Genomic DNA, 13,367 nt, shown 5'->3' on the forward strand with positions numbered 1-13,367 from the left:
GCGTCATGGAACGGCCGGCCCTCAGTGTCCTCATCAATAATTACAACTACGCTCGCTTCGTTGGGCGGGCGATAGACAGCGTGTTGAGCCAAGACGCCCGCAACGTCGAGATAATCGTCGTCGATGACGGTTCCACCGACCAGTCGCGGTCCGTTCTGGAAGCGTATGGCAGCCGAGTGAAGGTGATCTTCCAGGAGAACGCAGGACAGGCCGCTGCGATCAACGTCGCTGTGGGATCAAGCATGGGCGAGATCCTCTGTTTTCTGGATGCCGACGACTGGTGGGCGCCGAGCAAGCTGTCGGCGACGGCTGCGGCATTCCGCGCCAACCCTCAGGCATCGCTCGTCTATCACCGGCTGCAGCCAACGCTTGTCGATGGCACGCCGACTTCCAAGCCGATCCCTCGAAGCCTGTGTTCGGGCGCGTTGTCGGCGCTGCTCACCAGATCGGCTGGTTGGTGGCCTTTTCCGATGACGTCAGCCATCGCTGTACGACGTAGCGCATGGAATGCTGCGGGCAGCATTCCCGAACAATTCCGCATATCAGCCGACGCCTGGCTCGTGGGCATCTACCCGTTTCTGGGGGACGTCATTGCCCTGCCGGATCCGCTTGGATTCTACCGCATCCACAATAACAACTGGTATCGCTCGACCGAGGATGCGAGCACGCTGAGGAGGCGGATGACGCACTGGCAGCATACCGTTGAAGCGACGAACCTGTTTCTCTCGACCCATCAACTGCCGGCAAGACTACATCTGACGGATCACTATCCCTATCGCATCGCGTCGGCAAAGCTGCAGGGAGCCGATGCGCGCACCCGGTTCAAGCTTGCCGTCGAGGGCCTCTTCTTTGCCGGCGAACCAAACCTTCTCAGGCGGACGCGCGATAGTTTGCGCTCGGTGCGCGGCCTGTCACGGCTCGGTCTGGACGTCGGCTTGTCGGAGGCAGCAAAATGAAGGCGCTGCTGTTAGTTTCCGAACTGGAAGACTATACTATCTCATTTGCCAGCGGCGTTGCCCAACACCTAAACGTTGTGCTTGCCGTACCGCGCCGGCGCTATGCACATCTCGCCTCTTCCATCGATCCGGCTGTCGACCTGCACCTTCTGGACTGGCCGAGACACCGTTCTCTCTCCAATCCCTGGTTTCTGTACCAGCTTACGCGTCTGATCCGGCGGGAACGGCCGAACCTCATTCATCTCCTCAGCAATTCTACACTTTGGCTGAACCTCGCCGTGCCGTTCTGGCGCCCGATCCCGCTCGTGACCACCGTTCATGACGTGCAAATCCATCCCGGCGATTCCGATACGCGAACGCTGCCCGGCTGGGCCCCCGAATTGATGGTGAAACAATCCGGACATCTTGTCGTCCACGGCGAGGGACTGAAGCGGTTGGTCCTCGATCGATATTCAAAATCGCCGGACTGCGTCCATGTCCTGTCGCATCCTTCCATCCTTCGCTATGCGGAACTCGCCCGGCAACAGAAGATGGCGCCGCGCGAAGCGGATGGAACTATACGCGTCCTGCTCTTCGGACGGATTTTTGCCTACAAGGGCTTGGAACATCTGGTCCGGGCCGAGGCGATGCTCAAGGACGCACTTCCCAACCTGCGCATCACTGTCGCAGGCCGTGGCGACAATCCGATGATATTCCAGCCGCTCATGGGGGATGCCGGCCGCTACGATATTCGCAATCGTTTTATCGAGGATGCAGAGGTCGCCCAGCTTTTCCTGGACGCCGACATCGTCGTGCTTCCCTATACGGAAGCATCCCAAAGCGGTGTGCTCAACCTTGCCGCCGCATTTGGCAAACCGGTCATCGTGACGGATGTCGGCGAGTTGCGGGGCACTGTTCAGCCCAATGGGTTGGGAATGGTGGTCCCTCCCGGGGATGCCAAAGAGCTCGCGGCAGCTATCAGGACATTGGCAGACAACGGCGAGCTTAGAAACAATTTCGGTGCCAATGCACTCGAATGGGCCAAAGGGCCGAATTCGCCTGAACGCGTCGGCGCCCAGGCTGCGGCCGTTTATCGGGAGGTGGTCGGGTCATGCTGACAGAGGCCCTCACGGACAGAATTCGAGTGGCGGCACGGAGCGCGGCTAGCGTCCGCCACTATGTTCCGGGCGGCTGTGAGAACGGCGGCGGCATTGGCAGGCTGGTCGGCTATATCACAGAGACAGCCAAAGAGACCGGCACGAAACATTTCGTCACCGATACCAGAGGGGCTCGATGGTCCAAGGTGACGTCACCCGCACGGCTGCTCGGGGCCATCCTGACGATGGCAAAGGACCGGATTGTTGCACCAACCCGCATTCACCATATCCATATCGCCGGCCGCGGCAGCACCTCCCGAAAGCTGGTCCTGACCGAGGCTGCCCGTTTGTTCGGGTGCTGCCACATATTGCACCTGCACGACTACGACTACGCCGGCGACTTCGAGAAACGCTCGCCGCGCCAACAACGGCTCATCCGTCGGATGTTTCAGAATGCCGATTGCGTTGTCGCGCTCGGCCGGCGCGATCGCATGACGCTGACGACACTTTTGGGCGTTGACGAGCGCCGCGCGGTCGTTGCTCACAATTGCGTCCCCGATCCCGGGGCGCACGATATTCGCGTCGGTCAGACGCCGTTGATCGTATTCCTTGGCCGGCTGAGCGAACGCAAGGGGGTCACGGAGCTTCTGTTGGCCCTGAGCCACCCGATCATGAAAGAACTCCAGTGGCGGGCTGTACTGGCAGGCGACGGACCTGTCGAGGAATATCGCCGTCAGGCTGACGCCATGGCGCTTTCAAACCTGGTACAGATGCCCGGCTGGCTTGACGCCGGAGAGGCGCGAGCCCTGTGTGCGCATGCAGATATCCTGGTCTTGCCTTCGCACGCCGAAGGTCTGGCAATGGCCGTGCTCGAAGGGCTGTCCCACGGCCTCGCCGTCGTCACCACGCGTGTTGGGGCCCATGACGAAGTCATTACCGACGGCGAAACCGGCATCTTCGTCCCAGTCGGAGACCAGGATGCCCTGGCTGCAGCCCTGGCGAAGCTGGTGTCCGATCCGGAAATCTGCATCCGCCTCTCGGTCCAGGGGCGCGCGCATTATCTCAACCATTTCAGCATGATGGCCTATATGCGATCGCTCGAGAACCTCTACGAAACCGTTTCCGCGAAACCTCAAGCAATGGTTGGCGCACGATGACGATTTCCACTGTTCCGCCGGACCGCAACCTTCCCATCTCGCCGATGCGCTATGACCCTCGCTTTCAGGTGGAGACCAAGGCGGACAACTTCGATCTGGCATCCGCCTTCCGTCTCGTCCGGCGAAGAATGATCATGATCATCGCGATAACCGTGCTGCTGATGACGCCCACGGTAATTATTATCGCTGGGTTGAAGCCCACGTATCAGGCCTGGGCCCGATTGATCGTCCACCAGCCTCTCGCAACATCACTTGGTGCCGACGACAGCAGCCGCAGTGATCTACTTGACGCAAAATCGGAGACTGAGCGGCTTCTATCCAGAAGCATCGCAGAGCGAGTCGTCCGCGAACTGCGGTTTAACCTGCGGCCGGAATTCAATCCAGCGCTGCGCGAGGTCTCGCTCGTTGACAGTATCCGGGCAAAGTTGCGCGGCCTGTTCGACACGGAAAAACCCACCTCGCCGTCACGGGACAGCGTCGACGCCATCATCCCGGAATATTATAGGGCGCTCGGCGTGTGGCACGAAGATAAGAGTGACGTTATCCAGGTCAGCTTCACTTCCTATGATCCTCAACTCGCCGCCGCAGTCCCGAACCGGGTCATCAGCGTTTACCTCGATGAACGGAAGTTCAGTGTCAGTGGCCGCCTGGATTCAGCGCAAGAATGGATCCGACAGCGCATCACCGAACAGCAGGCCCGCGCGGATATTGCTCGCGAAGCTGCGCGCAACTATCAAGAATCGATGGACGTCGTCTCGAAAGAGGATGCTCAGGATGAACGGATCAAGTCACTCATAGAAGTCACTGGCCGCGAAGGGAAAATCGAAGAAAGCCGGCTTGAGGTAAAGGCGACGATATCCACGCTGGAAGCAACGGATAACGCTTCGGTCGCCGCGGAGAATATCGCCGTCCCCGACAACATTGCCACAAAACAACGCGATCTTCGCGCACAGGAGCAAGATCTCGCCCGTCTTCTTCAGACATATGACGGCAATGCCGAGGCCGTGGTGGATCTGCGTGGGAAGATCGAGCAATCCCGTGCCGATCTCAACCTTGCGACCAAGCAATATCTCCGAACAATGCGTGCCAAGCTCGCCGCACTCGATCACGAAGCGGAGGCAATACAATCCATCTTGGCTGAGGCTCATGAAAAACGCACACGCGATGCCATGGTGCAGACGGAATTGACGCGGCTGCAGCATATCGCCGACAAGGAACAAACGGCACTCGACAAGCTTGAGGACCAGCGCCGCGACCTCGCCGCGAAGGCCATGCTGCCGGGGGCGGAATTGGAAGTTTTGTCACCGGCTTCAGTGCCGCTCGCGTCACAGGGACGTGGACGGCTTTTCTATCTGGTGGGCGCCCTCCTGGCCGCAATCTCGGGAGCCGTAACGGCCGCTTTCGTGATCGAAATGTCGGACCGGACGGTCCGGAGTTTCGACCAGATAGCTGCGATGGCGCGTACGATACCGGCTGGACTTATCCCGCGTCTGGCGCGGTGGGAAAATTCGAAAACGATGTTCGAACATATGCCGGTCCCGATGTTTGACGAAGCAATCCGTACCGTGGTGCTTTCACTCAAGCAGTCCAATGGCGGCAAGTTGCCGAACAGTATCGTCGTTACGTCGGCTCACAGCGGAGAAGGCAAATCGCTGGTCGCGAGATCGCTGGCTATCGAACTTGCCGCCGCCGCAATTCCGGTGCTGCTGGTTGACGGCGACCTCAAACGGGGAAAACTCAATTCGTTTTTCAGGTCGGGTCTAGTGCACGGACTGAACGAATTCCTGAATGGTCGGGCCGATGTCCGCGACATCGTCTACCGCCACCCAAGCGGTATCGATTTCATTCCATCTGGCAAATTCAGTCTTCAGCGGCGCGTCCGTTCGAACGGCCTGGCAGAAATCATCGAGATGGCGGGCGCGGCCGGCCAGATTGTCATCTTCGACAGCGCGCCTGTGCTCGCCTCGACAGATACCGTGCATTTGACCGCCCTGGCGGAAAGAACACTGGCAGTTGTTAGATGGGGAAAGACGAGCCGCCGCGCGGTCGAGTTCAGCCTGCAGCAAATGAAAAGCTCGCGAAACTCGGAAATTGTTGTCGCAATCAACAATGTAAATCCCAAAAACCACGCGCTTTATAATTTCAGTGACTCGGAATTATTTTCGAAATCTTTGATGAAATACTATAGCTTCAAGGCATGAATACTTAATATATTAGGAGATGCGCTTTCATTTTTGTGATACCGTACGACATGAACAGCATCATATACTTCTGCATTGGTATTCGAGTTGGAGGGCAACCATGGATATGGGAATGACAAAGAACCGAAAAGTCGCGCTAATTACCGGCATAACAGGCCAAGACGGTGCGTATTTGGCCGAGTTGCTCTTGGAGAAGGGCTATATTGTTCACGGCCTCAAGCGACGCTCATCGTCCTTCAACACCAGCCGCATCGAGCATCTATACGAGGATCCCCATGTCGAGAATCCTCGGTTTATTCTGCATTTCGGGGACATGACGGATTCAACGAATCTCATCCGTGTCGTTCAGGAAACGCAGCCGGACGAGATCTATAATCTCGCCGCACAGAGCCACGTTCAAGTCTCTTTCGAGACGCCGGAATATACGGCCAACGCCGATGGAACCGGCACCCTTCGGCTACTTGAAGCTATTCGACTCCTGGGGTTGACCAAGAAGACCCGCTTCTATCAAGCGTCCACCTCAGAACTCTACGGCAAAGTCCAGGAAGTCCCGCAGAGTGAAACGACACCGTTCTACCCTCGATCACCCTACGCGGCGGCCAAGCTCTACGCCTATTGGATAGTGGTCAATTATCGCGAGGCATACGGCATGCACGCCTCGAACGGCATTCTGTTCAATCATGAAAGCCCGATCCGCGGCGAAACATTCGTGACGCGTAAAATCACCCGGGCGGCGGCCGCGATCCATCTTGGACTGCAGGAAAGGCTCTATCTCGGCAATTTGGATGCCAAGCGCGACTGGGGACACGCACGAGAATATGTTCGCGGCATGTGGCTGATGCTGCAACAGGACGAACCGGAGGACTATGTGCTTGCGACCGGCGAAACGCACTCGGTTCGTTCCTTTGTCGACAAGGCCTTTGCCAAGGTGGGCATGCCGATTGATTGGCGTGGGAACGGGGTTGAAGAAAAGGGATACGACAAGACCTCGGGCCAGTGTGTGGTGGAGATCGATCCAGCTTACTTCCGTCCGACTGAGGTTGATCTTCTGATTGGCGATCCGACGAAGGCGCACACAAAGCTTGGCTGGAAACATGAGACCAGTCTTGATCAGCTGGTGACGGAGATGGTTCGCGAAGATTTGAAAGTCATGGCACGAAATGTCCCGTCGGTCGGTGTCACGAAAGGTTTTGCCTATGCCTGAGGTGATCTACGGCCTTGCCGGAAAAAGGGTCTATGTCGCGGGCCACCGCGGCATGGTGGGCTCTGCGATCGTGCGGCGTCTCGCTTCCGAGGGCTGCGAGATTTTGACGGCCACCCGCGCCGAGGTCGATCTCAGACGGCAAGAGCAGGTGGAGACCTGGATGAGTAAGAATCGTCCCGACGCTGTCTTCCTGGCTGCTGCGAGGGTCGGCGGCATTCTCGCGAACGCCACCTATCCGGCCGACTTCCTTTACGACAACTTGATTCTCCAGGCGAACATCATCCATGCAGCCCATAAGGCTCAGGTCGAAAAACTGATGTTTCTGGGATCGTCCTGCATCTATCCGAAATTCGCCGATCAGCCGATCGTTGAGGACTCACTTCTGACAGGATCGCTCGAGCCCACGAATGAGTGGTATGCGATCGCCAAAATTGCCGGATTGAAACTCTGCCAGGCCTATCGCAACCAGCACGGTAGAGATTTCATCTCGGGCATGCCTACCAATCTTTATGGTCCAGAGGACAATTTTGACTTGGGGTCAAGCCATGTCATGCCGGCGCTCATACGCAAGGCGCATGAGGCCAAGATCAACCAGCAGCAAGAGATATGCATCTGGGGTACTGGCACGCCGCGGCGCGAATTCCTGCATGTTGACGATTGCGCCGACGCCTGCGTCCATCTCATGAAGACCTATTCCGCCGAAAGTCATGTGAACGTGGGTTCTGGCGAAGACATTACCATCCTCGAATTGGGATATCTCGTCTCCAAGGTCGTCGGTTTCGAAGGCAAGATCACGTGCGATCTCACCAAGCCAGATGGCACGCCACGTAAACTCTTGAACGTCGACAAGCTTCGCGCGCTCGGCTGGTCTCCTAAGATCGGCCTGCAGGAGGGTATCGCAGACGCCTACCGCTCCTTCCTTGCTGGCCATTATCTCGAACGCAGCAACGGCGCTGCGTCCGGCGACTTGATCGGTCAAAGCGACATCAGCTTTGAGAAAGCCAAGACTTCGGCGCTGCACGCGCCCACGCTCTCCACGGTCGCACATCATCCCTCGCGCTAGCGGATTTGGCGAGGGATAACAAGGTTTTGTCTCGGGGGAGGCATATGCTGGGGCGGAACGAATAGTGCAACCAGTAGAAATCAGGATCGCAGCGCTCATTTTCCTGATCGTCGTGTGGGCTGTGATTATCGGTGCGGTGATGGATTTTTTCGCGGTTGAGATGCCGATATCGCTGGTCGCGCTATTGCGCAGATAGTCCCACGTCGGATCGATCCGCGAGATTGCCTTCGGCTCGACTGTCGGACGACACTCGCTGCGGTAAAGTCGGCAGGCCTGGCCACAGCCGCGCCGTTCAGCTGCCCGGAGCAGATCCCCGCGCTTTAGTTCTTTATCGTGCCGCCGGCAGCCCCGATATCGTCCGGCGTGTCGACGTCGAGGCAAGCTGCGTCGCCAACTTCGACATCGAGCACGGGCAGGCCTGACGTGGCGATGATACCGCGCGCACCGACGTCGCCTTCAAGTCGCAGGATCGCGGGATGGAGAGAACGCGGCAGAATGACAGGATTGCCGGGCTTGCCGCGCGAGACGGCGCGCACGACGGCTTGGCCGCCCGCATTGCGAAAGGCGACAATCAAGGCATCGAGGTGGGCGGTCGAAATGCCGGGCATATCGGCCAGCATGACGAGAATGCCGTCGGCACTGTGAGCGTGCCTTGATGACACCCCCGCGACGAGCGAGCTCGCCATGCCATCCGCATAATCGGGATTATCGACGAGAGTGAGATCAATCCCAGCGAGCGCGGCCTCGATCTCGCGCCGGCGATGGCCCGTGACAACGACGACAGAGGCTGCGTCCGACCCGAACGCGGTCAATGCTGTCCGCCGCACGAGCGAAACGCCGTCGAACTCGGCCAGCAGCTTGTGTTTTCCGCCCTCGCCCATCCGGCTTGCCCGGCCGGCGGCGAGAATGACGATCGCCACCGACGCCTTAAGCAAAAGCCACCAGTCTTGCCGCAGCGATATCCGCCAGCACCGATAGCGCCAGCGACGTTGCATCCCGTGTCGGGCCGAACAGTCCGATCGGCGCTTTGATACGGCGGATGTCGTCCTCTGCGAAAGCCATGGCCGTCAGCCGCTCGATGCGCCGGCGATGCGTCCGGGTGCTCCCGAGCGCGCCGATGTAGAAGCCGGGCGAGGCAAGCGCGGTCTCGAGAATGGCGGCTTCGGCGTCGAGGTCATGATGCAGGAGTACAACGGCCGTGAAAGGATCGATGGTGTCGGCTGCGACCCTGCCCTTCTCGCCCTGCTCCCGGACGATTACGTCGTAGCTGGAAGCCTCGGCCAGTCGCGCGACGGCCTGTGCGTCGATCGTCTGCCCGGAAAGAACGACGCGGGTGCGCGGACGATAGACGCCCACGAATTCTCGCCCAAGCCAGCATGCCCGTGGCGGTGGGTCGACCGGTTCGATCGTCTGCCGCGCCGGCGAATATACAAGGCCGGCGGCCTGCCTTCGTCGAAGACGATCCAGAACATGCTGCAAAGCGCCCACTTCCCTTAGAACATGGATCGCAACGGAGATTCCTCCGCCGCAAGGAAGGACGATGTCGAAGAAGGGCGAGCCTTCGCCGAACTTCACCGTGCGGTCGTGTCCTTCCGCCATTGCCAGAAGCGCTTCGGAAGCGACTGCGGCTTCGACGCATCCGCCGGAGACATAGCCGCAGAAGCGCCCGTCTGCGGCAACCGCCACATGCGCGCCGAGCGCGCGCGCGGCCCCGCCCCGGATTTCGACCAGGGTGGCGAGTACTGCCGCACCAACACCATGGGCGTCTATTGCGAAGCGAAGCAGTTCCGCAGGATCGTCGCTGGACGAGGCTCTGACGGGAATTGGCGCCATTATCGGCGCGATTATCTGATTCATGGACAATCCTACAGGAAGCGACGGCGAGCCCACTTCGAGACCGCCGTCGAAATCATCAGGCCACGTCCGGCAGGCCGCCGATCAGCTTGTCGAGCGTGAGCGGATAATGCCGGACCCTCACGCCGGTCGCGTTGTAGACGGCGTTGGCGATCGCTGCCGCGACGCCGCAAAGGCCAAGCTCGCCGACGCCCTTGGCTTTCATCGGCGACGACATCGGATCGGTCTCGTCCATGAAGATCACCTCCTGGTGCGGAATATCGGCATGCACCGCCACTTCGTAGCTGGCGAGATCGTGGTTGACGAAGAAGCCGCGACGGGTATCGACCACGAGTTCCTCGGAGAGCGCTCCGCCGGCCCCCATCGTCATTGCGCCGATGACCTGGCTGCGGGCGGTGATCGGGTTGAGGATGCGGCCCGCCGCGCAGACTGCGAGCATCCTGCGAATGCGGCTTTCACCGGTGGCGATGTCGACGCCAACCTCCACGAAATGCGCTCCGAACGTCGATTGCTGATGCGTGTCGGTGAGATCGCCCCATGTGATCGTGTCCTCGCCGACAAGACCATCTGGACCGGTGGCCTCGGCAAGAGGCACTGAACGATCGCCCGAGCGGACCTCTCCATTCTCGAAGACGATGTCTCCTGAGTTGAAGCCGAGCTTTTTGGCGACGGCCTCACGCAGCTTGACACAGGCTGCGTAGACGCCCGAGGTGGAAGAATTGGCGCCGAACTGTCCGCCGGAGCCCGCCGAAACAGGAAAACGCGAGTCGCCCAATTGGACAGCGACCTTGTCGATCGTAACCCCCATCATTTCGGCGGCCGTCTGCGCGATGATCGTATAGCTGCCCGTCCCGATGTCGGTCATGTCGGTTTCAACCGTCACGACGCCTTCCCGGTCGAGCTTTACCCGAGCGCCGGAGGGAAGCACGAGGTTGTTGCGGAAGGCAGCGGCAACACCCATGCCGACCAGCCAGTTGCCGTCCCGTTTGGAACCCGGCCTTCCCCGTTCACTCCAACCAAACCGCTCCGCACCGAGCCTGAGACAGCCGATGAGATTGCGCTGGGAAAAAGGCCGCTGCGGTTTCTCGGGATCGATCTGCGTGTCGTTGACGATCCGGAACTGAACAGGATCCATACCAACTTTTTCGGCAATCTCGTCGATGGCGATTTCGAGCGCCATCAGTCCCGGCGCCTCGCCGGGAGCGCGCATGGCGTTGCCCTCGGGGAGGTGAAGCGTCGCCAGCCGCATCGCCGTCATCCGGTTCGCGCCGGCGTAGAGAAGACGGGTCTGGTTGACGGCGGTCTCCAGGCCTCCGCCGGGAAGGTCCCCGGACCAGCTTTCGTGGGCAATGGCGGTTATCTTGCCGTCACGCTCGGTTCCAATGCGAATTCGCTGGATCGTCGCCGGCCGGTGGGTCGTGTTGTTCATCATGAACGGGCGCGGCAAGGCAACCTTGACGGGGCGTCCAATCGCACGCGCGCCGACAACGGCAAGCACGGCATCCGCCCGCAGAAACAGCTTGCCACCGAAGCCGCCGCCGATGAAGGGCGACATCAGGTGGATCTTCTCCTTGTCGATGTCGAGTGTCGTTGCAAGATCGGACCGCCACCAATCGATCATCTGGCTTGATGTCCAGACCGTCACCTCATCGCCGTTCCAGGCGGCGATCGATGCATGCGGCTCCATCATCGCATGCGATTGGTCGGGCGTGGTGTAAGTCTCGTCCAGAGTGACGGGAGCTGCGCTGAAGGCAGTCTCGAAATCGCCGGTCGCGGTATCGGGCTGCTGCGATTCATCCGGCTTGACCGCTGAGACCTTTGCCTCACCGAGGTCGAATACACCCTTTTCCTCGGCATAGTCGACCTTGACCAGCGCGGCTGCGGCGCGCGCCTGTTCGAAGGTTTCGGCGACGACGACCGCGATTGCCTGGTGATAGTGCTGAACCTCGTCGCCGCCGAAAAGCTTGGCGGTGTTGAACTTGCCCTTCTTCCGCTCGCCGATGTCGAGCGTCGTCACGACAGCAAGCACCCCGGGAGACCTCTTGGCGGCGGAGACATCCATCGACGTGATGCGGCCCTTGGCGATGGCGGAGCCGACGGGATAGCCATAGGCGTAGCGCATGTTCGGGTCATGCCACTCATAGGCGTACATCGCCCGGCCGGTCGTCTTGAGCTGACCGTCGATGCGGTGGATCGGCTGGCCGACGACCTTCAGATTGTCGATCGGGTTGGTTGTCGCTGGTGTGTCGAACTGCATGGCTCACCCCCTTGCTTCGGCGATGACCGCGCCGAGCGTGCGCTCGACCAGGTCGACCTTGAAACGGTTCTGTTCTGTAGGATGGGCATCGGCAAGAAGAACGCCCGCCGCCGCCCGCGCACCTTTCGGCAATTCAGCTTCAGCTGCCTCGATGCGCCACGGCTTGTGAGCGACGCCACCGACGGCGATGCGTCCTGTGCCGTCCGACTGGATAACGGCGCCGACCGAGACCAGCGCGAAGGCATAGGAGGCGCGGTCGCGGACCTTGCGATAGATGTGCTTGCCGCCGATCGGCGGCGGCAGCAGGACCGCGGTGATGAATTCGCCACGCTCGAGAACAGTCTCGATATCAGGCGTGTCGCCGGGCAGCCGATGAAAGTCGGCAATAGGTACCGAGCGGCGGCTGCCGTCCGCCTTTACCGTCTCGATGACGGCATCGAGCGCCCGCATCGCGATGGCCATGTCGCTCGGATGCGTGGCGATACAGCTCTCGCTCACGCCGACCACCGCATGCTGACGGCTGAAACCGCCGATAGCGGAACAGCCGCTGCCCGGCTGCCGCTTGTTGCACGGCTGGTTCGGGTCATAAAAATAGGGACAGCGCGTGCGCTGCAGGAGGTTGCCGGCCGTCGTCGCCTTGTTGCGCAACTGCCCGGAGGCGCCCGCAACGAGCGCCCTGGAGAGCAAGCCATAGTCACGGCGAACGGTCTCATGGGCGGCAAGGTCGGTGTTGCGGACCAAGGCTCCGATGCGCAGCCCGCCCTCAGGGGTGGATTCGATCCTGTCGAGGCCGAGACCGTTGATGTCGATCAGATGCGTCGGTGTCTCGATCTCGAGCTTCATCAGGTCGAGGAGGTTGGTGCCGCCGGCGATGAATTTTGTTTCGGCATTGGAGGCGACCGCCTTGGCCGCGGCCTCGACCGACGAGGCGCGTTCATAGGTGAAGGCTCTCATGCTTTTATCCCCGCGACTTCCGAAATGGCATCGAGAATGTTGGAGTAGGCGCCGCATCGACAGATATTGCCGCTCATGCGTTCGCGGATCTCGACGGGAGTGACGACCGCCTGTGCCGTAAGGTCGCCGGTGACGTGGCTTGGTATGTTGGCCTTGATCTCCTCGAGCACCGCCACGGAGGAACAGATCTGTCCTGGCGTGCAGTAGCCGCACTGAAACCCGTCATGCTTCACGAACGCAACCTGCATCGGATGAAGATTTCCGGGTTGGCCGAGACCTTCGATGGTAGTGATCCGATCGCCTTCGTGCATGACCGCCAACGTCAGACAGGAGTTGATCCGGTGGCCGTCGACCATGACGGTGCAGGCGCCGCATTGACCGTGATCGCATCCCTTTTTCGTGCCTGTGAGATGCAGGTGCTCGCGCAGCGCATCGAGCAGCGAAGTTCTGTTGTCGACCTCAAGATCACGTCTTTCGCCGTTGACCGTGAAGGAAACTTTCGATGTATGCGCCATTTCATTTCCTGGGGACTGTGCCGCCGCGGGAGTGACGGCTCCGGTGACCGCGACCGTTGCGGCCGACGAGATAAGCAAATCTCGACGGGAAAGTTCCAGTTGTGTCTGGCTTGGCATGAACTGTTCCACC

11 protein-coding genes are annotated in these 13,367 nt (G+C 60.1%); 6 read left to right on the top strand and 5 right to left on the bottom strand.

Annotation, left to right across the window (positions count from 1 at the left end):
* The first annotated feature begins 5 nt into the window (after positions 1 to 5).
* The 6 genes from FHX10_RS29085 to FHX10_RS29110 all read left to right on the top strand — a co-directional run bounded on the left by FHX10_RS29085 (position 6) and on the right by FHX10_RS29110 (position 7,657).
* Complete coding sequence (locus FHX10_RS29085; protein ID WP_029868055.1) at positions 6 to 956, top strand: glycosyltransferase family 2 protein; 951 nt, start codon at positions 6 to 8, stop codon at positions 954 to 956.
* Positions 953 to 2,053, top strand: a complete 1,101-nt coding sequence (locus tag FHX10_RS29090) for a glycosyltransferase family 4 protein (RefSeq protein ID WP_028757677.1) — start codon at positions 953 to 955, stop codon at positions 2,051 to 2,053. Before FHX10_RS29085 ends, FHX10_RS29090 begins: the two co-directional genes overlap by 4 nt.
* Positions 2,047 to 3,189: a glycosyltransferase family 4 protein gene (locus tag FHX10_RS29095; protein WP_029868056.1), complete on the top strand. Its 1,143-nt coding sequence runs from the start codon at positions 2,047 to 2,049 to the stop codon at positions 3,187 to 3,189. Before FHX10_RS29090 ends, FHX10_RS29095 begins: the two co-directional genes overlap by 7 nt.
* Positions 3,186 to 5,390 carry a GumC family protein gene (locus FHX10_RS29100; RefSeq protein WP_028757627.1) on the top strand — a complete coding sequence of 735 codons (2,205 nt, stop codon included), beginning with the start codon at positions 3,186 to 3,188 and terminating at the stop codon, positions 5,388 to 5,390. The genes FHX10_RS29095 and FHX10_RS29100 overlap by 4 nt, the downstream gene beginning before the upstream one ends.
* A 100-nt stretch (positions 5,391 to 5,490) precedes the next feature.
* A complete protein-coding gene (gene gmd, locus FHX10_RS29105) occupies positions 5,491 to 6,594 on the top strand; it encodes a GDP-mannose 4,6-dehydratase (protein WP_047619747.1) in 1,104 nt (367 codons plus the stop codon).
* Positions 6,587 to 7,657 (top strand): GDP-L-fucose synthase family protein, encoded by a 1,071-nt coding sequence (locus FHX10_RS29110; RefSeq protein WP_047619745.1) that lies wholly within the window; start codon positions 6,587 to 6,589, stop codon positions 7,655 to 7,657. Before gmd ends, FHX10_RS29110 begins: the two co-directional genes overlap by 8 nt.
* A 320-nt stretch (positions 7,658 to 7,977) precedes the next feature.
* On the opposite strand, the gene FHX10_RS29115 is transcribed toward FHX10_RS29110, so the two are convergent.
* The 5 genes from FHX10_RS29115 to paoA are packed head-to-tail and all read right to left on the bottom strand — an operon-like array spanning position 7,978 to position 13,366.
* On the bottom strand, positions 7,978 to 8,592 hold the full coding sequence (locus tag FHX10_RS29115) for an NTP transferase domain-containing protein (protein ID WP_063473676.1): 615 nt from the start codon (positions 8,590 to 8,592) through the stop codon (positions 7,978 to 7,980).
* A complete protein-coding gene (locus tag FHX10_RS29120) occupies positions 8,585 to 9,514 on the bottom strand; it encodes an XdhC family protein (RefSeq protein ID WP_132575437.1) in 930 nt (309 codons plus the stop codon). Before FHX10_RS29120 ends, FHX10_RS29115 begins: the two co-directional genes overlap by 8 nt.
* 55 nt (positions 9,515 to 9,569) lie before the next feature.
* Complete coding sequence (gene paoC / locus FHX10_RS29125; RefSeq protein ID WP_063473678.1) at positions 9,570 to 11,768, bottom strand: aldehyde oxidoreductase molybdenum-binding subunit PaoC; 2,199 nt, start codon at positions 11,766 to 11,768, stop codon at positions 9,570 to 9,572.
* Positions 11,769 to 11,771: 3 nt separating this feature from the next.
* A complete protein-coding gene (locus FHX10_RS29130; protein WP_063473679.1) occupies positions 11,772 to 12,722 on the bottom strand; it encodes an FAD binding domain-containing protein in 951 nt (316 codons plus the stop codon).
* Positions 12,719 to 13,366, bottom strand: a complete 648-nt coding sequence (gene paoA / locus FHX10_RS29135; RefSeq protein WP_088930320.1) for an aldehyde dehydrogenase iron-sulfur subunit PaoA — start codon at positions 13,364 to 13,366, stop codon at positions 12,719 to 12,721. Before paoA ends, FHX10_RS29130 begins: the two co-directional genes overlap by 4 nt.
* Between the last annotated feature and the right edge of the window lies 1 nt (position 13,367).

The organism is Rhizobium sp. BK591, from assembly GCF_014195045.1.
GTDB classification, from domain to species: domain Bacteria; phylum Pseudomonadota; class Alphaproteobacteria; order Rhizobiales; family Rhizobiaceae; genus Rhizobium; species Rhizobium anhuiense.

Coding starts and splice junctions, on each gene's coding strand:
- FHX10_RS29085 (WP_029868055.1), top strand. CDS start 6: ATGGAACGGCCGGCCCTCAGTGTCCTCATCAATAATTACAACTACGCT.
- FHX10_RS29090 (WP_028757677.1), top strand. CDS start 953: ATGAAGGCGCTGCTGTTAGTTTCCGAACTGGAAGACTATACTATCTCA.
- FHX10_RS29095 (WP_029868056.1), top strand. CDS start 2,047: ATGCTGACAGAGGCCCTCACGGACAGAATTCGAGTGGCGGCACGGAGC.
- FHX10_RS29100 (WP_028757627.1), top strand. CDS start 3,186: ATGACGATTTCCACTGTTCCGCCGGACCGCAACCTTCCCATCTCGCCG.
- gmd (WP_047619747.1), top strand. CDS start 5,491: ATGGATATGGGAATGACAAAGAACCGAAAAGTCGCGCTAATTACCGGC.
- FHX10_RS29110 (WP_047619745.1), top strand. CDS start 6,587: ATGCCTGAGGTGATCTACGGCCTTGCCGGAAAAAGGGTCTATGTCGCG.
- FHX10_RS29120 (WP_132575437.1), bottom strand. CDS start 9,514: ATGAATCAGATAATCGCGCCGATAATGGCGCCAATTCCCGTCAGAGCC.
- paoC (WP_063473678.1), bottom strand. CDS start 11,768: ATGCAGTTCGACACACCAGCGACAACCAACCCGATCGACAATCTGAAG.
- FHX10_RS29130 (WP_063473679.1), bottom strand. CDS start 12,722: ATGAGAGCCTTCACCTATGAACGCGCCTCGTCGGTCGAGGCCGCGGCC.